The organism is Hydrogenophaga sp. (assembly GCF_011390835.1).
In the GTDB taxonomy this organism is placed as follows: domain Bacteria; phylum Pseudomonadota; class Gammaproteobacteria; order Burkholderiales; family Burkholderiaceae_C; genus Hydrogenophaga.
Window position 1 is genome coordinate 78,385 of sequence record NZ_JAABRQ010000004.1, and the last position, 24,985, is coordinate 103,369.

A 24,985-nucleotide genomic window follows, 5' to 3' on the forward strand; every position below is an offset into this window, starting at 1 on the left:
GCCCACCGGAGCCCGCCATGCGCCACACCAACGCCCCCTCCGTCCTGCGCCGCTCGCTGCTGCTGCGCGGCACTGGCCTGCTCGCCGCCACCGCCGCCCCGGCCTGGCTCACGCCCGCCTTGGCACAAGGCGGGTCACTGCGCCCCACGCCCAGCCAGAGCGAAGGTCCGTTCTACCCGGTCGCCTTGCCGGCCGACAGCGACTTCGATCTGCTGCGCAACGGCCGCGTCGACTACCGAGCTGGCCAGCCGGCCTGGGTCGAAGGCCTAGTGACCGACACGCGTGGCGTACCGGTGGCCGGTGCAGTGGTGGAGATCTGGCAGTGTGACCAGGCCGGCCACTACCACCACCCCGGCGACGGCGGGCGAGCCGACCCGGCGTTTCAAGGTTTTGGCCGTGTGGCCGTCGGCCGCGACGGCCGCTACCGCTTTCGCACCCTGCGCCCCGCGCCCTACGGCGGGCGCACACCGCACATCCATGTGAAGCTGAAACTGGACGGCGCCGATTTGCTCACGACCCAGCTTTACGTGGCGGGAGACCCGGGCAACGCGCGCGACTTTCTCTGGCGCCGGCTTGATGAGCGTGCCCAGGCAGCGATTACCGTGCCATTTGTGAACGGAATCGAAGGCCTGCGCGCGAACTTCCCCATCGTGGTGCAGGTCTGAGCTCCGCGCGCAGCGCGAACTGTACCGGCCAGCGCCGCCTTCGGCGTCACCCCACAGGGGGCGGCACTGGCCGACTGGTGGAGCCAGATCGGCGGCGCTCCGAGTAGGCGGCCCCTCTGGTGTCTTCACGGCCCGTGCGCGCACGTCCATCGCGTCTTTTGACCTCGTGACAAATCCCCTCAGGACAGGCGGTTGGCCGTCAACCTCTAAGCTCCGCGAATGGATTCATTGACACAAATCACTTTGGGTGCTGCCGTAGGCGTGGCCGTGATGAGCCGGCGCACCGCGGTGTGGAAGGCCGCGCTCTGGGGTGGCATTGCCGGCACCCTGCCCGACCTCGATGTGGTGGTGGACTACGGAGACGCTGTGCTCAACATGGTGCGCCACCGCGCGGAGAGCCATTCGTTTTTCTACCTCACGCTGGCCTCGCCGCTGCTCGCCTGGGTCGTGTCGCGCATCCATGGCGAGCGCGAATTGTTCAGACAGTGGTGGCTGGCGCTGTGGCTGGTGCTGATCACCCACACCCTGCTCGACACCATGACGGTCTACGGCACACAGCTGCTCATGCCGTTCTCCGACCACCCGTTTGGCGTGGGCAGCGTTTTCATTATCGACCCGGCCTACACCCTGCCACTGATCGTGGGCGTGGTCGTGGCGATTCGCCTCAACAACGGGCGCGGCCTGCGCTGGAACGCCGCTGCGTTGGTGCTCACCACGCTCTACCTGGGCTGGAGCGTCATGGCCCAGCAACACGTCGACCGCATCGCCCGTGCTTCGTTGGCCTCGGAGGGTATCGATGCGCAAAGCCTGCTCGTCACGCCGGCACCGTTCAACACAGTGCTCTGGCGCCTGGTGGCCACCACGCCCGAGCAGTACTTCGAGGGCTACTACTCATTGCTCGACAACCAGCCCACCGTTCGCTGGACCGCCTACCCGCGCGGCGCCGAGCTGATCGCCGAGCATGGGGAAGACGATTCGGTGGCGCGCATCGCTGCCTTCAGCCATGGCTTTTTCAGCCTGCAGGCCGTTGACGGCCGGCTGATGCTGACCGACCTGCGCATGGGTCAGGAGCCGGCCTATGTGTTCCGGTTCGACGTCGGTGCGCTCAATGCCGTGGGTGCCGAGGCACCGGTGCAGCTGTCCATGCGCCCCGATCTCGGACGCGGCCTCCCCTGGCTCTGGGATCGCATCTGGGGGGTGGACGCCCCCGTGCCAGTAGCAAAAGCGCCGAGCTGATCGCGGCGCGACGCCTGCGTCCTGCGGACCATGCTAGGGTGGCGTTCGTCCCCGGTGGGGATCTGGACAGGCAGCAACAGGCGTCTTGGTACAAGCCTCACAGGCTGCCCGGCCCCATCGCCCACATGCCGTCCGCTCAAGTTGAGGCAAACTGGCGTCGATATCTCATCAGTCGGGCCAAGACCATGGCCTGCCGCCGACCCTCCAGCCTCCATGCATCAGGGCAAGGGTTCAGAGTGACATCGCCTGGGCAAAAAACCTGAAGCACATGCCGTTTCCCCATCAGAGCCGCACGCTCACCCCCGCAAGCGAAGAAAACGGCCCGCCTCAAGTCTGGGTGTTCGCGCTGTGGCTGCTGGGCCTGATCCTCACCGCCTTGCTGACGCTGGCTGTGCACAACTACCAGAGTGAACGGCTGCAGGCCCGCTTCAACAACGAAGTGCTTCGGGTGTCGGATGACATCGAACGGCGCTTCAAGCTGCCCGTCCATGGGCTGATGGGTGCACGCGGCGTGTATGCCGCCAGCGAAGAAGTCAGCCGCGCCGAGTTCCGGCAGTATGTGGACTCGCGCAACATGGAGAGTGAGTTTCCGGGTGTGCGCGGCATGGGCTTCATTGAGCGCGTGCCCCGCACTGAGCTGGACGCGTTTGTCGAACGCGAGCGCTCCGATGACGCGCCCGACTTCCAGATACGCAGCCTGGCCCAGGCCGAGCAACCGGATCTGTACGTCATCAAGTACATCGAGCCCCTGGAGCGCAACCGCAGCGCGCTGGGACTGGACATCGGCTCCGAGGCCGTGCGGCGCGAGGGCGCCGAGCGCGCCGCCCGCAACGGCCAGCCGGCGCTCACTGGCGTGATTCAGCTGGTTCAGGACCAGTTGTCGCGCCCGGGTTTCCTGCTCTACATGCCGGTGTACCGCACCGGCCTGCCGCTGGACACCCCGGAGCAGCGCCTGGCCGCCCTGCGCGGCATGACCTATTCGCCCATCGTGCTGCAAGAGCTGCTGCAACCCTCTGAGGCCCTACTGCTCGGGACCGACTTGCATATCAGCATCGTCGACAAAACCGCCGGTAAAGTCAGCGAGCCGCTCTTCAGCGTCGGAACGGCGAACGAAAGCGCCTGGCTTCGCGCAGAACGACCCTTGGTCACCGGTTCGTCCGGGCTGGTCCTGCAAGCGCACACCACACCCGCCTTCGAGGCCACCGCCAACCGTGGGCTGGTCTATGGAATAGGCCTCTCGGGCCTGGTCCTCAGCAGCCTGCTGGCCTGGGTTCTGTGGCTGCAGGCGACCGGCCGCGCCAGGGCCGAGGGGAGAGCCCAGGGCATGATGGCAGACTTGGAGAAGCTGGCCCTTGTAGCTCAGCGCACCGCCAACTCGGTGCTGATGACCGACGCCCAGCTTCGCATCACCTGGGTCAACGGCGGCTTCACCCGAGTGACTGGCTACACCCCTGAAGAGGCACAAGGAAAAACCCCCAGCGAGTTGCTCGGCAGCGGCAAGGCTGCCGCACAGACGCTGAATACGCTGCGAGACTGTGCCGAGCGCGGCGTGGGCTGCCGCGTCGAAATCCTCAACAGGGCCAAGGACGGCCGGGAATACTGGGTCGACACCGAGGTTCAGCCGATCCGCGACGGGGCCGGTCGAATCACCGGCTTTATCGAGATTGCACTGGACATCACCCAGGAGCGCGAGACCAATGAGCGCCTGGTGCAGGCGGTGCTGGAATCCAACCGGCAGCAGCAAGAGCTCGATTTGCTGGCCCGGGTGGTGCGCGCCACCAGCAACGCGGTCGTGGTGACCAATGCACAGGGCCACATCGAGTGGGTCAATGCAGGCTTCACCCGCATGACCGGTTACACCTTGGCGGACGTCGCAGGCGAAAAGCTGGGCAGCAGAGTCCGGTGCCCCGAGACGGACCAGGCCACGATGGCCGAGATCGACGCCGCTCTGGCGGACGCAAGGTCCTGTCACGTCGAAATTCTCAACCGCTCCAAACAGGGCCGGTTTCACTGGCTAGAGGTGGAAGTACAGCCCTTGTTCGACACCGCCGGACAGCACACCGGCTTCATGACCATTGAAAGCGACATCACCCAGCGCAAAGAAGCCGAAAACAGCCTGATGGAGAGTCAAAATCTTTTCAAGGAGCTGCTGAATGTGGCCTCCGACTGGTATTGGGAAACCGACGAGCACAACCGCTTTTCCAACTTCGTGGCCACCCGCGACACCGAAAATTACCGCGCACTCAGCCAATCCAACTTGGGCAAACGGCGCTGGGAAATGGTGGGTGTCACACCCGTAAGCGGGGACTGGGAAGCCCACATCGCGGTGCACGAACGGCGCGAGAGCTTTCGCAACTTCGAGTACCGGCGCGTGCTGCCCAGTGGCGAAGTTCGCTACTACGCGATCAGCGGCTCTCCCGTTATCGACTCCTTCGGGGTTTTCAAGGGCTATCGTGGCACCACCCGCGACAGCACCGAGCAAATGCGCCAGCAACTGGAGCTGCAAACCGCGCGCGACCGCATTGAACTGGCCACCCAGTCGGGCGGCATTGGCGTGTGGATTTTTGACGTCCCCAACAACACCCTGCAATGGGACGATCGCATGTACCAGCTCTACGGTCGCCAGGCGAACGACGCACTGGTTCCATTCGAGCTGTGGATCAGCAGCCTGCACCCCGATGACATGGCCGATTCGGTCAAGGCGTTGGAAGACGCTTTGGCGGGAGAGCGGGAATTCGACGTCGAGTTCCGCACCGTCTGGCCCGATGGCTCGGTGCACCACCTGCATGGCACCGCAAGGGTGCAGCGCGACAACCAGGGCCAGGCTTTGCGCATGGTCGGTGTCAATTTCGACGTCACCGAGCAACGCCAACGAGAACGCAGGATCGCTGCGGAAGAAGTGCGCCTGCGAGCGATTTACGACATCCTGCCCGTGGGCATCTCGTTGACCGACCCCCAGGGGCACATCGTGGACTGCAACCCGGCCTCGGAGCGGCTGCTGGGCATCAGCAAAGCCGAGCACCTGGCGCGCGACTACGACGGCAAGGAATGGCAGATCAACCGCGAAGACGGCAGCCCCATGCCGGTGGAAGAATTTCCCAGCGTGCGCGCGCTGACACAAGGTACCGCGGTGCACGACGAGGTGATGCAAGTCGTCACCGACCGGCACAGCGTGTGGCTTTCGGTCAGCGCCATGCCGGTAGCGCACGACGACTTTGGCGTGGTCATAGCCTATGTGGACATCACAGCTGGCAAACAGGCGCAGGAAAAAGTAGCCCAAAGCGAGGCTTTATTGCGCGGCGCCATCGGTGCGGTGGGCGAGGCCTTTGTGCTGTACGACCCGCAGGACCGGCTGGTCTTCTGCAACGAGAGGTACCGTGAGGTGTACGCGGACGTGGCCCATCTGATGGAGCCAGGCGTACCCTTCGAGTCGCTGGTGCGCGCTGGTGCCGAGTTGGGGCACTATGAGGAGGCAATCGGCCGTGTCGACGCCTGGGTGGCTGAGCGGCTGGAGCGTCACCGGGCCAGTAACAGCGAGATGCTGCAAAAGCACCGTAACGGCCGCACCCTGCGCATCGTCGAACGCCGCATGCCCGATGGTCACACGGTGGGTTTTCGCATCGACATCACCGACCTGGTAACGGCCAAGGAGCAGGCGCAGGAAGCTTCACGCGCCAAAGGGGACTTCCTGGCCAACATGAGCCACGAAATTCGAACGCCCATGAACGCCATCCTGGGCATGCTCAAGCTGCTGCAAACCACCGAGCTGCAGCCGCGCCAGATGGACTATGTGAGCAAGACCGAGGGCGCGGCCAAGTCGCTGCTCGGGCTGCTCAACGACATCCTGGACTTCTCCAAGGTCGAGGCCGGCAAGATGACGCTGGACGTCCAGCCCTTCGGTCTCGACCGCCTGCTGCGTGACCTGTCGGTGATTTTCTCGGCCAGCCTGGGCAACAAGCCAGTGGAGGTGCTGTTCGACATCGACCCGCGCGTGCCGCGCGAGCTCCTGGGCGACAGCCTGCGGCTGCAGCAAATCCTGATCAACCTGGGCGGCAACGCCATCAAGTTCACCTCGCGCGGTGAGGTGGTGCTGGGTGTGCGGCTGGAGGCCATCGAGGGCGAAGGACCAGAGCAGCGCGCCCGGGTGCATTTCGCCGTGAAAGACAGTGGCATCGGCATCGCGCCGGAGAACCAGCAGAAGATCTTCACCGGCTTTTCCCAGGCCGAAGCCTCCACCACCCGGCGCTTTGGGGGCAGCGGGCTGGGCTTGTCCATCTGCCGCCGGCTCGTCGAGATGATGGGCGGCCAGCTGGAGCTGCACAGTGCCCTGGGCCAGGGCAGCACCTTCTCGTTCACCTTGCTGCTACCCGTCCTCGACGCCAAGCCGGGCCATGTCGCGCGGCTGCCAGCGCCTGAGCAGTCGGATGCTCTGGCGCCGCAAAACACAGCCGGTATGCCCGTGCTGGTGGTGGACGACAACCCGGTGGCCCGTGAGCTGATGCTGACCATGGGCCAGTCGCTGGGCTGGACGGTGGAGACGGCCGACGGCGGTGAGGCCGCGCTGGCGCTGGTCGACGAGCGCGCCCGGCGAGGCGAGCCCTACCAGGCCGTGTTCATGGACTGGCAGATGCCCGGCATGGACGGCTGGCAGGCCAGTGCGCGCATACGCTCGCAGCCTGCCAATGTGTCAACGGCTGCGACCTCGCCAGTGATCATGATGGTCACCGCCCACGGTCGCGAAATGCTGGCGCAGCAAACCGCCGAGGTCCAGAACCTGATTGACAGCTACCTGGTCAAGCCCGTGACCGCGTCCATGCTGTTCGATGCCATGCAAAACGCCAGGCCGCCGAGCGGGACGGTCGAAGTGGCGCATGGCAAACCCTCGCCGTCCGAGGTGGCACGTCCACTGGCCGGCATTCGCCTGCTGGTGGTGGAGGATAACGCCATCAACCAGGAGGTGGCCGAGGCACTGCTCAGCGCCCAGGGCGCCGCGGTGGACATTGCCGACAACGGTCTGCTCGGGGTGGAGGCGGTGCAGGCCGCCATGACCGCCGGCCAGCCGTACCACGCGGTGCTGATGGACATGCAGATGCCGGTGATGGACGGCCTGATGGCGACGCGCGAAATCCGGGGCCGGGTGAGCGCGGCGGAGCTGCCCATCATCGCCATGACCGCAAACGCCATGACCAGCGACCGCGCAGCATGCCTGGAGGCTGGCATGAACGACCACGTGGGCAAGCCCTTCGATCTTGATCGCCTGGTCGCCACCCTGCTGCAGTGGATCCGGGGTCAAAAGTCCCCTGCCGCAGCGCATGACAGCGCCACGAAGGGCTCGAAGACCGAGGCTGAGCCTGCGCCTGTGAGGTTTCCTCGCGTGGCGGGAATCGAGGCGGAGGGCACGGCCGTCCGGCTGAACCACGACCTGGACCTGTTCATCCGGGTGCTGGGGTGGATCGCCAACGATTTTGGCGATCTGCTTCAGCTGCGAACGGCGGCCGATGTGGGGCCCTGGCTGTTAGCGCCCGAGGCCAGGAAGACGCTCACCGAACGGATACACAAACTCAGGGGCAGCGCGGGCTCGGTGCGCGCGCGCGAGGTGCTCAACAGCGCGACAGCGGCCGAGCGAGCGCTTCTGGATGGCACCGACGATGCGGTGCAGCGCGTGCTGGAACTGAATGCAGCGCTCAGCCACCTGGTGCAGGGCATTCAAGACATGCTGGCGACACAGCAGGCTTTCAGCGCGCCAGCGTCTGCCGACAGCTCAGCAGCACCGGTCGAACAGGCCGCGGTGGCGCGCTTGGCGCACCTGTTGAACGCACAGGACCTGGCGGCGCTGAGCCTGTACACCGAGCTGAAGGCGTCGCTCGGCGCAGCCATGGGTGCGGATGCCGCGGGTGAACTGGAGAGGTCCATGCAGGCACTGGACTTTGCCCGGGCATTCAAGCTGCTGCAGGTGCTGGCCCAGCCTTGATGGCCGGCGACCCGGCCTCGGCCCTTGCTCAGCGGCTCAGGGGCCGCTTGGGCAACACCACTTTGAAGGTGGTCCCCGGTCCGACGGCTGGACGAGACGACACACTCAGCGTGCCCCCGTGCGCCTCGATGATCTTGCGGGCCTGAGTCAGGCCCAGGCCGGTCCCATCGAACTCCTGCTTGCGGCTCAGGCGAACAAAAGGTTCGAAGATCCTGGCCTGATCCTCGGGATGGATGCCGATGCCGTTGTCCCGGAACTCGATTACCACATCCTCATCGGACTGCGTCGACGACACATGGATGCTGGGCGGTTGATCCTTCCCCACAAACTTCAAGCCGTTGGTCAGCAAGTTCTGGAACACCACGGCGAGCAGGCTGCCATGCCCCACGACTTCTGGCAGCGGCTCCACCACCAGCACCGCCCGCGTTTGATCCAGCCGGGCGGCCAAGGCATCTCTCAAGTCCTCCATCAGCGTCTGCAAGGACACCGTGGTCATGCTCTCGTCGAGGTCCACATCGAGCTGGGCGTAGTTCACCACATCATCGAGCAGGGTACGCATACGCGCACCGGCCTTTCGCACCAGGCGAAGGTACTGCCTGCCGCTGTCTGACAGGTTGGGGCCATCATCTTCCTCAATCAGGCCGGCGAACTGATCGACGGTGTTCAGCGGCTCGCGCAGGTCGTGAGAAGCGATCCGGACAAACTGAGACAGCCGCCCGTTCGTGGCCGCGAGTTCGTCCACGGTTTTCTGCAAGTTTGCGTTGCTTGCACGCAGCTCTTCCATGGCAGCGGCTAGATTGAGCCGGTCCATCACGGAGAGCCGCTTGAGCACACTGTTTGCGTGGGCAAGCCGCAACTGTGTCAAGACCCTGGCCCTCAGAATGGACGGGTTGACGGGCTTGGCAAGGAAGTCGGCCGCGCCTTTCTCCAGGCCCATTTGCTCATGCTCCTCGCCCGAGAGATTGGTGATCATGATCACGGGCACATCGGCCAGCCGGGGATCGGCACGCTTTTCGTCCAGGAGCTGAAAACCCGTGAGGCCAGGCATCTGAGCGTCGAGCAGAATCAGGTCGGGCACGGACTCACGCATGAGCCGCAAGGCATTCAAGCCATCGGTTGCAAAGCGCAGTCGTCCGATGGTCTTCAGATGACTGGCCATCGCCTGGATCACCACCACATCGTCGTCCACGACCAGGATGTCAGGACTTCCCATTACAGCGTCGGCGTTTGCCGGGAGAAGCTCTTTTTCAGTCATCCAACCGATCCTTCATACAAAAAGAAAGCGGGGTCCGAGAGCTGGGAAAGGCGCCTCCGCGCGAACAAAGGCGAGGTTTCATGACCCCAGGGTATCCAGCCTTTGAAGCAGATTGGCCACCTGGCTGCGTTCGATCGGTTTGCGCAAGTAGTCCTTGACTGAAGCGTAGAAAAATGCGCGTTGACGGTCGCGTTGGTCGATGGATGAGGTCAGCATCACCACCATCACGTTGGCCCGACTGGCGATCGGCAGTTGCTCGTAAGCATCGAGAAAGTCGAAGCCGTTCATGACGGGCATGTTGATGTCCAGCAACACCAGAGCCGGCTCGACCAGCTCGCCAGAGGCCAGAAACGCCAGCGCGTCTTGCGCCCGAAAAAACTGTTTGATATCTGCCGGGTGCCCGCAGCGCTGAACGCTGATCTGGGCAAAGAGAAGATCGTCTTCGTTGTCGTCAATGACGATGACGGTTTTGCTCACTGACTCTACCTCTGTGAATCTAGAGAAGCCGGTAACAGGGGATCGATCTGCCGGAGATGCCCGACCAGGTGGACCACGTGCTGGACGGCGGGTGAACCCATTGCCGGGCCCAGACCTAATCGATTCAATACATCAACAGTGTGATCGCGACAATGGCCACCCCGATCGCAAGGTTGATGCTCACCCAGGTGCGGATGCTGGCGAGCACGGTGCCGCCAGCGGCCCAGTCGCTAGCCGCCACCGCTTTGCCCAGGCGCTTGAACAGCGAAAAGCGGATATGGCCGAAGATCGCGATCATGAGGATGCCCAGCGCGGCCATGATGGTCCAGTTCAGCGGCATGTTGAAGCCCAGCCCGGCCTGCACAGATTCCTTGGCCACCCTGCCAATCATCCAAAGGCCACTGGCCAGCACGATCACAGCGGCGACCAGCACCGCCTTGAAAAAGCGGCCGAGCGCATCGTGCATCAGTCGCACCCGCACCGGTAGCTCCAGCGCGAGCGTGGCCGGTCGCAGAAAGAAATGGGCGAACACCATGCCGCCAATCCAGACAATGATGGCGAGCAGGTGGGCAAGCTTGAGGGCGGCGTAGATCATGGGTTTCCTTGGATGAAGAAGTTTTGGCACCGGGCGCCTCAAGCCGAAGCCGCCCCACCGGGAAAGGGAGGCGACCCGCGCAGGTGCGCGGGTTTCAACCTCAGACGTCGCTCAGCACACCGTCCTGCCGGCGCTGCAGCCGGTAGGGCGGCAGTCCCTGCAACATGCGCCGTCCATAGGATTGGCGCAGCAGCCGCGCATCGTAGCAAACGACCACCGCCTCGTCGGCCTCGGTGCGCAAGGCCCTACCCGTCCACTGCAATAGCCGCGCGCCGGTCGCCGGCACCACCAGCTCGCTGAACGGGTCGCGGCCCTGCTCCTTGAGCCAGTCGGCGCGCGCCTGGCCTACCGGGTCGCTGGGCGAAGCAAAGGGCAGCTTGGTGATGAACACCCATTCACACAGCTCGCCCGGCAAATCCAGCCCTTCGCCAAACGACTGCAGGCCGAATAGGATGGACGCCCGGCCCTCGGCCACGCGTTCGGCGTGGCGCCGGATGAGCAGCGTGCGCGAGGCTTCGCCTTGCACCAGCACCCGATCTCGCAGCGCGCCGTGCAGGCCGCGCTCCAGCAGCTCCTGCGCGCGGCGCATCAGCGCGCGCGAGGTGAACAGCACCAGCGCGCCGCGCTGCACCTGGCCCAGGTCGTCCATCAGCGCGTCGAGCATTTCGCGCGAATACGCCTCCACATCTTTCGGGTCGGCGCGTGTCTGCACCACCACCAGTCGACCCTGGCGCGCGTGGTCAAACGGACTTTGCACCTCGCGCGCTTTGGCCGCGTCGTCAAACGCCAGACCCGACTCGTGCAGGAAATGGTCGAAGCTGCCGCAGGTGGTGAGCGAGGCGGAAGTGGCCACCGCCGCGCGCACGTGGCGCCAGAGGTGGTTGCGCAGCAGGCTACCCGGCTGCAATGGGCAGGCGTGGGCGGTGAGCGTGACCAGACCGCCCTGAATGCCCGCTTCCAACCACTTGGCCAGCGGCGGCTGGCCAGCCAGAGGCTCCTGCAGCCAGAGCTCGGCCGTGGCCTGCAGGTGTTGCAGGCGCGGCGCGAGCACGCCCAGGCGGCTGTAGAGCTTGGCGCAGCGCGCCGCATCGCCCGGGTTCTCGCGCGCCATCGCCTTGAGCTGCGTGGCCAGCGCCTCCATCACCTTGAGCAAGGCGCTGGATCGCGTGTGCAGCTGCGCCACGGTCTCGGTCCATTCGGGCGGTAGCGCACCGCCTTCGAAGCGCTCGATCACCGGCGCGCTGGCGCTGTCAAATCCTCCGCGCGAAACCGGGGCGCGGGAGGCGCGGCCGGTCAGCTGGTCCCAGGCAGGCAATGCGCCCACGCGGGCCATGGCCAGGCGCGCCAGCTCGGCCTGGGCGCGTTTGAGTTCGCTGGCAAAGGCCGACACATCCACACCCGGCGTGTGCTGCAAAGCGCTGGCCACTTCCTCCACCGCGCGCGGCAGACGGTCCAGCCACTGGCTGCGCATCAGATCCATGCTTTCGGTGAACTGGCCTTGCGCAACGGCGCCCAGATGATGCGCTTCGTCGAACACGATGTAGCAGTCTTCCGGCGCCGGCAAAGCGTGCAGGCCCAGGGTGGATAGCAGCAGGTCGTGATTGACCACGATCACTTGCGCCTGCGCCAGACGCGCCCGCGCCTGGTAGTAGCTGCAGCTGTTGTAGCTGGGGCAGTGGCGCGCGGTGCAGGTGTGGCGCTCGGCGGCCACCGGGCTCCAGAGCTCGGCCTCGGGTGGGTCGGCCAGCTGATCGCGGTCGCCGTCCCAGGCGCCGCTGTCCAGCGACGCGGTCCACTGCGAGTATTGCTGTGCCCGCTCGGTCCAGCGCTCGGCCGCGCGTGCGCTGGCTGCGGCGCTGGCCACGGTGTGGGCTGCCAATGCGTCCGGTGTCTGGCTGGCGCTGTCGGGCGCGTCGTCGCCTTCGAACAGGTCGGCGCTGGCGGCGTCGCCGCCGCTCAGCTGGTCCAGCTTGAGGCGGCACACATAGCGGCCGCGCCCTTTGGCCAGCGCATAACTGAAGGGCTGCGGCAAGGCGGCCGAGAGCGCCGGCAAGTCCTTGACCATGAGCTGCTCCTGCAGCGCCACCGTGGCGGTCGACAGGATCACGCGCTTCTGGTGCGCCAGCGCCAGCGGGATGACGGTGGCCGCGTAAGCCGCCGACTTGCCCACACCGGTGCCAGCCTGCACCACCGCAATGGCGCGCTCGCCCGGCTGTGCATCCGCCGCGTTGTTCGACGCCTTGTCCTCCCCGCTGGGCCAGTCGACCAGACTCAGGGTCTCGGCGATGTGCGCCGCCATCTCGCGCTGGCCAGCGCGTGCACGAAAGCCGGGCGAGTTGTCCACCAGGTGGTCAAACGCGGCCAGCGCCAGGGCCTCGCGCGCCAGCGGGCCACGTGGCGGGCTGGCGGGCGCCACGGCGTCGTGGGCGGAGGAAACAACGGTTGGGTCGGTCATGTTCGGGCGGGTCAACCCAGCATTGTCCCAGACGGATGTTCCGGGTATGACCGCCAGGGTGTTGGCCTCCGCGCCGCTGCTGCGCTGCACAATGGCAACGTCCTGTTCCCCGGAGTCCTGCATGCCACGCACCACCCCACCCGCTTCCCGCCCCGCCCGCTCATCGCGTCCCGCCAAAAAAGGCCGACTGCGCATCGACCTCGCCTTGCAGGGCGGCGGCTCCCACGGCGCTTTCACCTGGGGCGTGCTCGACCGGCTGCTGGAAGACGAGCGGCTGGAGATTGCCGGCATCAGCGGCGCCAGCGCGGGCGCGATGAACGCGGTGGCACTGGCCGCTGGCCTGATGGAGGGCGGGCGCGAGGGCGCGCGGGTCGCACTGCGCCGCTTCTGGACCCGGGTGGCCGATGCATCCCCGTTCAACCGGCTGGACGACGGGCCGCTGGGCGCGATCTTCGGCCCCAACAACCCTTGGATCAAACCGTGGATCGCGCCACTGCAGCAGTTCGGCCAGTACCTGGGCAGCCAGCTCTCGCCCTACCAGCTCAACCCGCTCAACCTCAACCCGCTGCGCGACATCCTGGCCCACACGGTGGACTTTGAGGCGGTGCGCGCCTGCGACCGCACCCAGCTCTTCATCGCCGCGACGCAGGTGGCCACAGGCGAGCTGCGCATCTTCCGCCAGGGTGAGCTCACCGCTGACATGGTGCTCGCCTCGGCCAGTCTGCCGCTGCTGTTCCAGGCCGTGGAAATCGAGGGACAGGCCTACTGGGACGGTGGCTACGCCGGTAACCCGGTGCTCATGCCGCTGATCGGCGAGACCGATGCCGACGATCTGCTGCTGGTGCAGATCAACCCGCGAGAGCGCACCGAGCTGCCGACCCAGGCCTCCGACATCCTTGAGCGCATCAACGAAATCACCTTCAACGCCAGCCTGCTCAAAGAGCTGCGCTCCATCGCCCTGCTGCGCCAGCTAATTGCCGACGAAGACCGGCCTGCTCATCACTACCGCAACCCGCTGTTCGGGCGCGTGGAAGCGCTGCGCCTGCACCTGATCGACGGCGGTACCCTGCTCGCGCCGCTGGGTGCTGGTAGCAAGACCCAGACCAGTGCCAGCTTCCTGAACGAACTGCACGACATGGGCTACGCCGCTGCCGACCAGTGGTGGCACCGCCACCGGCGCGACATCGGTGTGCGCACCAGCCACGAAATCGAGCACATGCTCACACCCAAGCGCCCATGAGCAGCATCCTGGGCATCGCGCTGGCGCTGGTGCTGCTCATGGCGCTGGCTTACCGGGGCGTGGGCGTGCTGCTACTGGCGCCGCTGATGGCCTTGCTCGCCGCAGCCCTGAGCCCCGACACGCCGCTGCTGGCCAGTTACACGCAGGTGTTCATGCCGGCACTGGGCGGCTTCGTGATCGCGTTCTTTCCGCTGTTCCTGCTGGGCGCGGTATTCGGCAAGCTGATGGAAGACTCCGGCGCTGCCCAGGCCATCGCCAAGGGCATCACGCGCGCGCTCGGGCCGCAGCGCGCCATCCTGGCGATCGTGCTGGCCTGCGCCGTGCTCACCTACGGCGGCGTCTCCCTGTTCGTCGTGGCGTTTGCGGTCTACCCGATTGCGGCCGCCCTGTTTCACCAGGCCGACATCCCCAAGCGCCTGATCCCCGGCACCATCGCGCTCGGTGCCTTCACCTTCACCATGACGGCACTGCCGGGCACGCCCGCGATTCAAAACGCCATCCCGATGCCCTTTTTCGGCACCACGCCCTTTGCCGCGCCCGGTCTGGGTCTGATCGGGGGTGCCGTGATGCTGGTACTGGGCACTGCTTGGCTAGTGCGCCGGGCCGCCAGCGCCCGCGGGCGCGGCGAAGGCTATGGCCAGCATGAATCAGCCGGCACAACAGTCTTGCAGGACCCGGCCAGCCGCGCACCCCAGGGCGCTGCGACTGCCGCCAACGCGCCATTCGCCGCGCCACCAGAGCCTCCCAGCCTGGGGCTGTCCCTCTCGCCGATTGTTCTCGTCATCGTGCTGAACTACCTGCTGGCCACCTGGCTGTTGCCGCGACTGGACACCGGCTACCTGATCGAGGCGCGCTTTGGCGCCACCCGCATCGACACCCTGCGCGGCATCTGGGCCGTCATCACCGCGCTGGCCGCCGCCATCGTGCTGCTGGTGCTGCTGCAGCGGGCGCGCCTACCCCGGTTGCGGCACACCCTGGAAGCCGGGGCCACCGGCTCGGTGCTGCCGCTGCTCAACACCGCATCGCAGGTGGGCTTTGGCGCGGTGATTGCGTCGCTGGCGGGCTTCGCCCTCATCCGCGATGCGGTACTGGGCATAGCGCCCGACAACCCATTGGTCAGCTTGTCGATCGCGGTCAACATCCTGGCGGGCATCACTGGCTCAGCCTCCGGCGGCATGAGCATCGCGCTGCAAACCCTGGGCGAGACCTGGCTCGCCATGGGGCAAGCCGCCGGGATTGCCCCCGATCTGCTGCACCGCGTCACCGCCATCGCCACCGGCGGCCTGGACGCTCTGCCGCACAACGGCGCGGTCATCACCCTGCTGGGCATCTGTGGCCTGTCGCACCGCCAGTCCTACGGCGACATCTTCATGGTCGCGGTGGCCATCCCGGTGCTGGCGCTGGTGTTGGTCGTGGTGCTGGGCAGCGCCTTCGGCAGTTTCTGATGCAGGCGCTGTGGATCGGCCTGGGGCTGGTGGGGGTGGGTCTGGTGGGCGCGCGCTACGCCCTGCACCGCGGGCTGGCGCCGCGAGCCAGCATCGAAGGCACGCAACCCGCCGACCTCGGGCTGACCGCGCAGGCGGTGCGCATCCCGACGCAGGGCGGCCTGCATCTCTTTGCCTGGTACCTGCCGCCGCCCGAAGCCGCCTCGCCGCCCGCCCCCGCGGCGGTGCTGTTGCACGGCTGGGGCGGCAACGCCAGCACACTGCTGCCCGCCGCGCAGGCGATAACCCGCACGGGTTTTGGCGTGTTACTGCCCGAATCGCGCAACCACGGCCGCAGCGACCGGGGCGGCCACAGTTCCCTGCCGGCTTTCGCCGAAGACCTCGACGCCGCGCTCGACTGGCTGGGCCAGCAGCCCGGCGTGGATGCACAGCGCCTGGCCGCCATCGGCCACTCGGTCGGCGCGGCGGCGGTGCTGCTGGTGGCCTCGCGCCGGCCAGGGCTGGCCGCTGCGGTGAGCGTATCGGCCTTTGCCCACCCGGAGCAGGTGATGAGGCGCTGGCTAGCTGCCGTGAGCGTGCCCTACTGGCCGCTGGGCTGGGGCATCAACCGTTATGTGGAAGCCGTGATCGGCACCCGTTTCGACTTCATCGCGCCACTGACCACGCTGCCTCAGGCGCGCTGCCCGGTGCTGCTGCTGCACGGGCGACAAGACAGCACCGTGCCAGTGGCTGACGCCCGCGCCCTGATGCAACATAAAGGCCCGGCCCGAGCCAGCCTGCTCGAGCTCACCGGCACCCACGAAGGTTTTGCCGATCCGGCGCAGGCCGAGCAGGCGGTGCTCGAATTCCTGCTCGGCGCGACCTCACCGCATGGACGACCTGCACCTGAGCCGACTCAGCAGGAAAAAGGCCACGTCACCCTCAGCGGGTGACGTGGCCTCTCAGACCCAGTGATCGCTTACTTTGCGTCAGCGATGATGATTTCCACGCGGCGGTTTCGCTGGCGGCCTTCGGCCGTAGCGTTGCTGGCCACAGGCGTCGACTCACCGATGCCTTTGGAAGTGACCCGTATGCCTGCGATGCCGCGGCTCAACAGCGCGGTGCGCACCGCCTCGGCTCGCTTCTCGGACAGGGCGAGGTTGTAGCTTTCGCTGCCCACCGTGTCGGTATGGCCCTCGATCGCCACCATGCGCTCCGGGTTCTCGCGCAGGAAGTTCGCCAGGCGATCCACCGTGCTGAACGCCCCCGACTTGAGCTCGGCGCGGCCGGTGTCGAACAGCACATCGCCCAGCGTCAGCACCATGCCGCGGTCGGTCTGTTTGGCTTGCAGGTCGGCCAGTTCCTGTTGAAGCTTGGCGGCCCGGGCGCGGGCAGTCTCGGTCAGGGCCAGCTGCTTCTCGGCGTCCATGCGCGCCTGTTCTGCCTGAGCCAGCGCGCGCTGGGCTTCCTCGCGCGCCTTGATCGCTGCAGCGGTACTCGCTTCGGCTTCCCGCGCCCGGGCTTCCATCAGGATGCGTCCGCGGTCGGCGGTGGACTCCGTGGCCGAAGCCTCGGCGCGAGCGATCACACCGGACTGCATGGCGGTGGCGGCGCGCTGGCGGGCCAGGTAAGCATAGTGATCCACCGCACTGGGGTCCTTACCCGCCTTGAGCGCTGCTTCAGCTTGCTGCAAGGCCTGCTGGGCCTTACGCAGCTCCAGCGGAGCCGATCGGGCCGTGCTCTCGTCGTTCACCGCCTGGTTGTACAGCGCACGCGCTTCATTGAGCGTAGGGTTGTTGGGTGGCGGCGTCGAGGCGCAGGCGAACAGCAGCAGGGCGGCGGAAGGCACCAGAGCCAGGCGCACACGGGGGAGTGCAGCCAGGGCGGCGACGGAGGTGAAACGGTTACGGATCATGAGGATTTCCTTGTGGAGACGGTGGCCGGCGCGGGCGTGGCGCGCGCTGGAGATTCGTAGGGGCTGTGGCGACATGGCGGTAGCCGCAATGAACGGCGGGACGGCAACCCGAGGGCAGCCTCCGGCCATCACTTCTTGATTTCTTGCTGCAGCGTATCGTTGGAACGGCCCAGCTCGGCAGCCATGCGACGCGCCTTGTCGGCACGCGACTTTCGCTCGGCCAGATCGGCGTCGGCCGCGGCCTGCTCGCTGAGGCGGCGCGCCTCACCGAACTGCTCGGCCCGGATGGCAGCCTCGGCACGCACCAGTTTTTCGCGCGCAGCCAGCAGCTCCACCGGCGCCAGCTGACCAGCACCGGCCGCCTCGGCCCGGGTAATGGAGGCGCGCGCCATCGACAATTCGGCCGTCGGCGTCACGGCGTTGGTGGCGCAGGCGCCGAGAAACAGCGCGCTGGACAATGCCAGCACGGCGGTGGCGCGGCGGCGGAAAGGGGTGTTGTTGTTCTGGGTCATGTTGCGAAGGCTCCGTGGGTGAAAGGACCATCGAGCAGAGCAGGCCGGAGGCGGGCACAAGGCGAGGCACAGCAGTTCGCTGGCCATCCCCACTGGATGAGTGAATCAACTCTACGACTTCATCTTCGACAACCCAAGTCTATTTATGCCCATTTAGATGCTCATATTTGCAAAGTTTAGCCAGCCCGAGCCAACGCCTTGGTGCGCTGTGCCCTGCACTGCCATGACCAGCATCAGCGCGGGCCGCGCGCAAGCCATCGACACAATCGGTCCAAGCTGCTGGCGCGACAAGCCTCGCGCCAGGCAACATGTAGGCTCAGCGCTTCGCCAAGTGTCTGCCACGCCGGCTCCCCACCCGATTGCCTCACGCCCGTGACAACTCCCAACGCCGAGTTCGCCCCCGCGAACGCCCACCTGGGCAGCGCCACACCCGCCCCAACGCCATCCCAATCCACCCTGTGGGCCATGCTGCTGGCGCTGTTGTCGGCGTTTGCACTCAGCCAGGCCTACCGCACCGTCACCGCCATCATGGCGCCCAGCCTGCAGGGCGACTTTGGGTTGACGCCTGCCTCGCTGGGTGCGTTTGCCGGGCTGTTCGGCCTGTCATTTGGCGTCACACAGTTTTTCATGGGCATCGGCATGGACCTGTATGGCCTGCGGCGCACGGTGCTCACGGCCTTCCCGCTGGCCGTCGCGGGTGCGGCCCTGTCGGCTGCGGCCCCCAGCTACCGCTGGCTGCTGATAGGGCAGCTGCTGATTGGCGTGGGCTGCGCGCCGGCCTTTCTGGCCTGCACCGTGTTCATTTCCCGGCACTTCCCGAGCTCGCGTTTTGCATTTGTCTCGGGCATTGGCCTGGGCATTGGGGGCACGGGTCTGCTGCTCACCGGCACCCCCCTGGCCTGGCTGGTGGAGCGCTGGGGCTGGCGCAGCGGCTTTGCGCTGCTCGCCAGCTTGTCTGTGCTGGCGTGGCTGCTGATCTGGCGCCGGGTGCACGAGCCCGCCATGGCGGGTGCTGCGCCCGAACGCGAGCGCTGGGGCGTCGCGGTGCGCCGCTTCGGCGCGCTGTTTCTGCTGCCGCACACGCTGGGCATCCTGTTGCTCGGCATGGTCGCCTACGCCTCGTTCCTAGCGCTGCGCGGCCTATGGATCGCGCCCATGCTGATCGACCGTTACGCGTTCACGTTGGTCGAGAGCGGCCACATGGCGCTGGTGATGTCGCTCATCTCGCTGTTTGCCCCGGCCATATTTGGCCGCTTCGACCCCGGCCCAACGCGCCGGCGCACCTGGATCGTGAACTTCTCCCTGCTGGTCGCCGCGCTCTACCTCGGCGTGGGGCTGGTGCACCACGCCGCGCTCAACATCGCGCTGGTGCTGGGCGTCTCGGTGCTCTCGGGCTATGCGGTGCTGCAGTACTCTGACGTGCGCTCGTCCTACCCGCCCGACCTGACCGGGCGCGCGCTATCCGTGTTCACCATGGCGATGTTTCTCGGCGTCGGCCTGGTGCAGTGGCTCACCGGCCAGGTGGCGAACTGGGCGCAGGGCCAGGGCATCGAGCCCTACCGCGCGGTCATGATCACCATCGGTGCGCTGCTGGCGCTGGGCTCCACCGCGTTTCGCTGGCTGCCCCGCTCGCCGCTGCTGCTGCTGGCGGAGGGACCGCAACGGGTACAAGAAACGCGCTGAAATGGGTTGTTCCAGCTCACCGCAGCGGAAAATGCAGAGGTCGCCGCGATTTTCGACCACCTCGCCAAGCTCGAATTCATCGGGGCGGGCACCAACAGACCGATGAACTTCCAGCCGGGCTGGCGCACCGGGCCGGTAGGCAGAAACGGCGTGCGCGGGCGAGGCTTCAACCCTGGCTCAGCGTCTCCAGCGCAAACAGCGGCACTTCGGCCTGGCGGCTGAGCCACAGGCCGCCACCCTGAGGCGTGAAGCCTTCGTCCAGCCCGCGCCGGTAGAGCGCGGCTCGGTGCCGGAACAGGCCTGGGTCGGTCAGGTCTTCGTCCAGAATGCCTTGTTCCCAGTCTTCCCGCGACAAGGCCTCCAAGTACAGCGCGCCGTGCGAGAGCTGTCCCAGGTTGTGCAAAGCGCGCTTCAGATCACCCGGGTTCAGATAAGCCAGCACACCCTGGCAGATCACCAGGTCGAACGGTGCCTCGGCGCGGTAATCGACAACCGAACCGGGTTCCCAGCCATAGCGCTCGCACAGGTAAGGGCTGAACTCAACGCCGTGGTACGTGGCCAGCGGGAAATGCCGCGCCACGATGGTTTTCCAAAGCCCGATGCCGCAACCCACATCGAGCACCCGGTGCACCGGCAGGCGCAGGTACTGCAGGTAGCTGCAGACAAAAGCTCCCAGCCGCTCCATGTGCTGGGGGTCGACCACGCTGGTCTTCTTGTCGAAATAGAAACGCTGGTAATACGCCTCGTCGAAGGTGGCCGCGCTGGTCGATTTCAAGGACGGATGCCTGGGTGGTGCACGTCAGCGCGGCACGCGGTGCAGCGCACAGATCTTGTTGCCATCGGGGTCGCGCAGATAGGCCAGGTACATCTGCGCGCCGAGGGTGCCGCGCAGGCCCGGCGGGTCTTCGCAGGTGGTGCCGCCGTGGGCCATGCCGGCAGCATGAAAGGCATCGGCCTGCTCGGGTGAATCGACCTGAAATCCGATCGTGCTGCCATTGCCGTGGCATGCGCTCTCGCCGTTGATTGGCGTGGTGATGCCGAAGGTGCCGGTGGGGCTGCGGTAGAAATAGCGGCTGGCGTTGGCCACCCCGGGGCCGATGCCCAGCGTGCCTAACACGGCGTCGTAAAACCGACGGGATTTTTCGAGGTCGGCTGCGCCGACCATGACATGGCTGAACAAGGGTCTATCTCCTTTGGTTGCCCCACAGGGGGCGGTGTGAACACGGGCTCGATGTTACCGGGCGGTCACTCACCGGCCGGTCACTTGTGCTCAGGGACACGGCCTTTGCCGCTGCATCGCCACCCAGCTGGCGGGGCGGTTCGCGGGAGGGCTGGCGTGAAGCCTCGCTTCAAGCTGGATGGCGCTGCCAACCCGCTCAGTCCCGCCAGCCTTCGGCTTCAAGCCGCGCCCGTACCAGCGTTTCCAGCGTGTCGAGGATGCGGGGCAGGCCTTTTTTTCTGGGGCCTTTGCCTTTGAGCGCGGCTTCGATCGCCGGCAGCGGTAGCGCCGCCGGGCGCATCGGGATTGTCCAGCCGTTTGGCGAGCAGCCTCTTGAGTGGCGCGCGCACCGAGCCGTCCAGCTCAGTCCGCTCGGCCCGCGCTTCGGGCATGAAGGGCCGGCCGTGGCGGTGCGCCGGCGAAATCTCACAGCTGGTCAAGGCGGACCTCGACCGCGCTCGACTTGTCGGCTGGGCGGGCGGCGGGCGCTGTCTCCCAAATAGGTGGCATGGCATCACTTGAATATCAGTAATTACTGAATTACATTAATCACTATGTCCACGCCCTCCACCATCAAACAGCCCACCGAATTGCGACAGGCTAGCCTGATCGCGGCGGCGCTGGCGCTGGCTGCCGAGCGCAGCCCGGCGGAGGTGACCACGGCGCAATTGGCGCAGGCCATCGGCGTGACGCAGGGCGCAGTGTTTCGCCATTTCGAGAGCAAAGAGGCGATCTGGCTGGCGGTGCTGGACGATTCAAGTGAGCGCTTGCTCGCGAGCCTGGCCCTAGCCGCAGAGTCGCACGCTGTCGATGGCTTGAAAGCGCTGGAGGCGGTGTTTGCCGCGCATGTGGCGTTTGTGATTGAACACCCGGGCCTGCCGCGCCTGGTGTTTCAGGAGTTGCAGCGGCCGCAGGACACGCTGCTGAAGTCGCATGTGCGCCGGCTGATGCACGACTACCGCCTGCTGCTGCTCGGCCTGTTGAAGCGCACGAAAGAGCAGGGGCGGCTCGCGCCGAGCACCGATCTGGCTTCGGCCACGGTGCTGTTCATGGGCGCGATTCAGGGCTTGGTGATGCAGGCGCTGGTGAGCGGCGATGTGGCCGCGATGCGGGCGCAAGCGCCGCCGGTGTTTCAAGTGTTGCGCGCCGGGCTGAGTGCCTGAGTGCGGAAGAAAGCTCCCTCATGAAGACCTCTGCCGACACCATCCGCCGCCTGTTGCTGGGCACCCTGGCGCTGGGATTGATCGCCGCGCTGGCCTGGGTGGCCTTGCGCACCGGGCCGCTGGCGCCGGTGAAGGTGCAGACGGTGGCGGTGACCACGGGCACGGTCGCGCCCGAGGTGTTTGGCATCGGCCAGATCGAGGCGCGCCGCAGCTGGATGGTGGGGCCGACCACGCCGGGGCGGGTACTGGCGGTGCGGGTGGATGTGGGCGAACAGGTGCAGGCCGGCCAGGCGCTGGCGGAGATGGACGCGGTGGATCTGGATCAGCGGTTGGCGGCGCTGGACGCCTCGCTGGCCCGCGGCCAGAGCAACCGGGCCGCGGCGCAGGCGCAGCTGGCAGACTCCCAGGCGCGGCGCGCGCTGGCACAGGCCAATCTGGCTCGCAACCAGGATCTGGCGCGGCAAAACTTCATCAGCGCCGGTGCGCTGGAGGCACGCACACAGGAAATGGCGTCGGCCAATGCGGGCCTGCAGAGCGCGCAGGCCAACCTGGAAGCCACCGCCCAAGACCTCAACCGCCTGCGCGCCGAGCGCGCGGCGCTGGGCGAACAACGCAACAGCCTGAAGCTGGTGGCACCCGCCGTCGCAATGGTGTCCAGCCGCGATGCCGAAGCCGGCAGCACGGTGGTGGCGGGGCAGGCGGTGATCAGGCTGATCGACCCGGCCAGCCTGTGGGTGGCGCTGCGGGTGGATCAGGGGCGCTCGGCGGGCCTGGCACCGGGGCTGGTAGCGCGCATCGCGCTGCGTTCACGGCCTGGCGAAACCTTCGCGGGACGGGTGGCACGGGTGGAACCGGTGGCCGATGCGGTGACCGAAGAGCGGCTGGCGCAGGTGGCGTTTGACGAAGTGCCGGCAGGCATCTCGGTCGGCGAGATGGCGGAAGTGAGCCTGCAGTTGCCCGCCAGCAACGAGGGCCTGGTGCTGCCCAACGCAGCCCTGCACAGCCAGGCCGGCGGCAGCGGCGTGTGGCGGCTGCAGGACGGCGCGCTGGGTTTTGTGGCGGTGCGGCTGGGCGCGGCAAGCCCCGACGGCCGGGTGCTGGTGGCGCCGGTTGAACCCGATGCCTTGCGGGCGGGTGACCAGGTGGTCCTGTACAGCGAAAAGGCGATCCAGGCGAACACGCGCATCACGGTGGTGGACACGCTGCACTCCACGGGAGCGGCAAAGTGATCAGCCTGGCCGGGCGCGACATCCTGCATGGGTGGAGCAAGTACGTGCTGACGGGGCTGGGGCTGGGGCTGTTGATCGGCGTCACGCTGACCATGGCCGGCGTGTACCGCGGCATGGTGGACGACGCCCACGCGTTGCTGGCCAACAGCCGTGCCGACCTGTGGGTGGTGCAGAAAGACACGCAGGGACCGTACGCCGAGGCCTCCAGCATCAAGGACGACGTGGTGAAGAGCGTGCGCGGCATGCCCGGCGTGGCCGCGGCGGCGAACGTGACCTACCTGACGATGCAGGTGCAGCACCGTGGAGTGGAGAGCCGCGTGATGGTGGTCGGCATCGAGCCCGACCAGCCGGGCGCGCCAGGCTACCTGCTCGCCGGACGCCACCTCACGCGCAGCCATTACGAGGCGGTGGCCGACATCAAGACCGGGTTTGCACTTGGCGACCGGGTGCGCATCCGCCGGCACGACTACACCGTGGTCGGACTGACGCGGCGCATGGTCTCCTCCGGAGGCGATCCGATGCTGTTCGTGCCGCTGAAAGACGCGCAGGAAACGCAGTTTCTGAAAGACAACGACGCCATCCGAAACGACCGCGCGCGCACCGCCGCCAACCCTGTGTTCAACAAACCCGGCAGCCCCGGCCTGCTGGAGGCTGTACAGGGTCTGCAGACCAGCAGCCGCAGCGTGAACGCGGTGCTGGTGCAGACCGAGCCGGGCATGGCGCCGGAGCGCGTGGCCGAGCCGATCCGGCGCTGGAAGCACTTGAGCGTCTACACCCGCGCCGGTATGGAAGACATCCTGGTGGTCAAGCTGATCGCCAACTCGGCGAAACAGATCGGCATGTTTCTGGTGATCTTGGCCATCGTGAGCGCGGCCATCGTCGCCTTCATCATCTACACCATGACCATGGGCAAGCTGCGCGAGATCGCGGTGTTGAAACTCATCGGCACGCGCGACCGCACCATCGCCGGCATGATCCTGCAGCAGGCGCTGGGCCTGGGTCTGATCGGCTTTGCGGTGGGCAAGGTGGCGGCCACGACCTGGGGACCGGCATTCCCCAAATACGTGCTGCTGATGCCAAGCGATGCCATCACCGGGCTGGTGGCCACGCTGGTGATCTGCGCCCTGGCCAGCACGCTGGCGATCCGGGTCGCGCTCAAGGTCGACCCCGGTGCGGCGATCGGATGACGGTATGAGCACCTCCCTCTCAGGCGGCATCCTGATCGAAGGCCTGCGCAAGGTCTACGGCAGCGGCGACACGGCGGTGGAAGCGCTGAAACACGTGAACATGCGGGTCGGCCCCGGCGAGGTGGTCGGCCTGGTGGGTCCGTCCGGCTCGGGCAAGAGCACGCTGCTCAAATGCCTGGGCGCCATCATCGAGCCCACCAGCGGGCGCATGACGCTGGGCCAAGACCTGATCTACGACAACGGCTGGAAGGTGAAAGACCTGCGCGAGCTGCGGCGCGACCGCATTGGCTTCGTGTTCCAGGCGCCCTACCTGATCCCGTTCCTGGACGTCACGGACAACGTGGCGCTACTGCCGATGCTGGCCGGGATGCCCAACGCCAAAGCCCGCGCGCGGGCGCTGGAACTGCTCACCGCGCTCGACGTGCAGCACCGCGCCAAGGCCGAACCCTCGCAGCTCTCGGGCGGCGAGCAGCAGCGGGTGTCGATCGCACGTGCCCTCGCCAACCGCCCGCCGGTGATCCTGGCCGACGAACCCACGGCGCCGCTGGACAGTGAACGCGCGCTGGGCGTGATGCGCATCCTCAACCAGATGGCGCGCCAGGCGAACACGGCCATCATCGTGGTCACGCACGACGAAAAAATCATCCCCACTTTCAAGCGCATCTACCACATCCGAGACGGGCAAACCGTGGAAGAAGTCGGGGAAGGGCGGGCTTTGGAGCCGGTTGCCTGAGTGGAACGGTCACGCCGGGCGGCTAC

20 protein-coding genes are annotated in these 24,985 nt (G+C 66.7%); 11 read left to right on the top strand and 9 right to left on the bottom strand.

Annotated elements, in window-relative coordinates; all coding sequences use genetic code 11:
* Window positions 1–17: 17 nt before the first annotated feature.
* The 3 genes from GPT34_RS04290 (at window position 18) to GPT34_RS04300 (ending at window position 7,872) form a co-directional block, all read left to right on the top strand.
* Window positions 18–665, top strand: a complete 648-nt coding sequence (locus GPT34_RS04290) for a protocatechuate 3,4-dioxygenase (RefSeq protein WP_291010017.1) — start codon at window positions 18–20, stop codon at window positions 663–665.
* 219 nt (window positions 666–884) lie between these two features.
* Window positions 885–1,901 carry a metal-dependent hydrolase gene (locus GPT34_RS04295; protein WP_291010018.1) on the top strand — a complete coding sequence of 339 codons (1,017 nt, stop codon included), beginning with the start codon at window positions 885–887 and terminating at the stop codon, window positions 1,899–1,901.
* 268 nt (window positions 1,902–2,169) lie between these two features.
* Window positions 2,170–7,872: a PAS domain S-box protein gene (locus GPT34_RS04300; protein WP_291010019.1), complete on the top strand. Its 5,703-nt coding sequence runs from the start codon at window positions 2,170–2,172 to the stop codon at window positions 7,870–7,872.
* A gap of 28 nt (window positions 7,873–7,900) precedes the next feature.
* On the opposite strand, the gene GPT34_RS04305 is transcribed toward GPT34_RS04300, so the two are convergent.
* The 4 genes from GPT34_RS04305 to dinG all read right to left on the bottom strand — a co-directional run bounded on the left by GPT34_RS04305 (window position 7,901) and on the right by dinG (window position 12,654).
* On the bottom strand, window positions 7,901–9,085 hold the full coding sequence (locus GPT34_RS04305) for an ATP-binding protein (RefSeq protein ID WP_291010020.1): 1,185 nt from the start codon (window positions 9,083–9,085) through the stop codon (window positions 7,901–7,903).
* Window positions 9,086–9,205: 120 nt separating this feature from the next.
* Window positions 9,206–9,604: a response regulator gene (locus tag GPT34_RS04310; RefSeq protein WP_291010021.1), complete on the bottom strand. Its 399-nt coding sequence runs from the start codon at window positions 9,602–9,604 to the stop codon at window positions 9,206–9,208.
* 124 nt (window positions 9,605–9,728) lie between these two features.
* Entirely contained in the window at window positions 9,729–10,199 is a 471-nt protein-coding gene (locus tag GPT34_RS04315; RefSeq protein ID WP_291010022.1) for a CopD family protein, read from the bottom strand.
* A gap of 100 nt (window positions 10,200–10,299) precedes the next feature.
* The gene (gene dinG / locus GPT34_RS04320; protein WP_291010023.1) at window positions 10,300–12,654 is read right to left on the bottom strand and encodes an ATP-dependent DNA helicase DinG; all 2,355 of its coding nucleotides are present in this window, start codon (window positions 12,652–12,654) and stop codon (window positions 10,300–10,302) included.
* Between the two features lie 121 nt (window positions 12,655–12,775).
* Between dinG and GPT34_RS04325 the strand changes: the two genes are divergently transcribed.
* From GPT34_RS04325 to GPT34_RS04335, 3 genes are read left to right on the top strand one after another with little or no spacing between them, the layout of a single operon-like run.
* On the top strand, window positions 12,776–13,894 hold the full coding sequence (locus tag GPT34_RS04325; protein WP_291010024.1) for a patatin-like phospholipase family protein: 1,119 nt from the start codon (window positions 12,776–12,778) through the stop codon (window positions 13,892–13,894).
* A complete protein-coding gene (locus tag GPT34_RS04330; protein WP_291010025.1) occupies window positions 13,891–15,339 on the top strand; it encodes a GntP family permease in 1,449 nt (482 codons plus the stop codon). Before GPT34_RS04325 ends, GPT34_RS04330 begins: the two co-directional genes overlap by 4 nt.
* Window positions 15,339–16,271 carry an alpha/beta fold hydrolase gene (locus GPT34_RS04335; protein WP_291010026.1) on the top strand — a complete coding sequence of 311 codons (933 nt, stop codon included), beginning with the start codon at window positions 15,339–15,341 and terminating at the stop codon, window positions 16,269–16,271. Before GPT34_RS04330 ends, GPT34_RS04335 begins: the two co-directional genes overlap by 1 nt.
* A gap of 26 nt (window positions 16,272–16,297) precedes the next feature.
* Here the strand turns inward: GPT34_RS04335 and GPT34_RS04340 are convergent, their stop codons facing one another.
* On the bottom strand, window positions 16,298–17,233 hold the full coding sequence (locus GPT34_RS04340) for an OmpA family protein (RefSeq protein WP_291010027.1): 936 nt from the start codon (window positions 17,231–17,233) through the stop codon (window positions 16,298–16,300).
* 128 nt (window positions 17,234–17,361) lie between these two features.
* Window positions 17,362–17,745, bottom strand: a complete 384-nt coding sequence (locus GPT34_RS04345) for a DUF4398 domain-containing protein (protein WP_291010028.1) — start codon at window positions 17,743–17,745, stop codon at window positions 17,362–17,364.
* A gap of 414 nt (window positions 17,746–18,159) precedes the next feature.
* Here GPT34_RS04345 and GPT34_RS04350 point away from each other — a divergent pair, with 414 nt between their 5' ends.
* A complete protein-coding gene (locus tag GPT34_RS04350) occupies window positions 18,160–19,428 on the top strand; it encodes an MFS transporter (RefSeq protein WP_291010098.1) in 1,269 nt (422 codons plus the stop codon).
* Window positions 19,429–19,594: 166 nt separating this feature from the next.
* On the opposite strand, the gene GPT34_RS04355 is transcribed toward GPT34_RS04350, so the two are convergent.
* From GPT34_RS04355 to GPT34_RS04365, 3 genes are all read right to left on the bottom strand, one after another.
* Window positions 19,595–20,203: a class I SAM-dependent methyltransferase gene (locus GPT34_RS04355; protein ID WP_291010029.1), complete on the bottom strand. Its 609-nt coding sequence runs from the start codon at window positions 20,201–20,203 to the stop codon at window positions 19,595–19,597.
* A gap of 24 nt (window positions 20,204–20,227) precedes the next feature.
* The gene (locus GPT34_RS04360) at window positions 20,228–20,608 is read right to left on the bottom strand and encodes a VOC family protein (RefSeq protein WP_291010030.1); all 381 of its coding nucleotides are present in this window, start codon (window positions 20,606–20,608) and stop codon (window positions 20,228–20,230) included.
* 196 nt (window positions 20,609–20,804) lie between these two features.
* Window positions 20,805–20,948, bottom strand: coding sequence for a hypothetical protein (locus GPT34_RS04365; protein ID WP_291010031.1), 144 nt, complete (start codon window positions 20,946–20,948; stop codon window positions 20,805–20,807).
* Window positions 20,949–21,201: 253 nt separating this feature from the next.
* Between GPT34_RS04365 and GPT34_RS04370 the strand changes: the two genes are divergently transcribed.
* The 4 genes from GPT34_RS04370 to GPT34_RS04385 are packed head-to-tail and all read left to right on the top strand — an operon-like array spanning window position 21,202 to window position 24,959.
* A complete protein-coding gene (locus GPT34_RS04370; RefSeq protein WP_291010032.1) occupies window positions 21,202–21,810 on the top strand; it encodes a TetR/AcrR family transcriptional regulator in 609 nt (202 codons plus the stop codon).
* A 20-nt stretch (window positions 21,811–21,830) separates the two neighbouring features.
* Window positions 21,831–23,039, top strand: coding sequence for an efflux RND transporter periplasmic adaptor subunit (locus GPT34_RS04375; protein WP_291010033.1), 1,209 nt, complete (start codon window positions 21,831–21,833; stop codon window positions 23,037–23,039).
* Complete coding sequence (locus tag GPT34_RS04380; protein ID WP_291010034.1) at window positions 23,036–24,226, top strand: ABC transporter permease; 1,191 nt, start codon at window positions 23,036–23,038, stop codon at window positions 24,224–24,226. The genes GPT34_RS04375 and GPT34_RS04380 overlap by 4 nt, the downstream gene beginning before the upstream one ends.
* Window positions 24,227–24,230: 4 nt before the next feature.
* Window positions 24,231–24,959: an ABC transporter ATP-binding protein gene (locus tag GPT34_RS04385; RefSeq protein ID WP_291010035.1), complete on the top strand. Its 729-nt coding sequence runs from the start codon at window positions 24,231–24,233 to the stop codon at window positions 24,957–24,959.
* Window positions 24,960–24,985 lie beyond the last annotated feature (26 nt).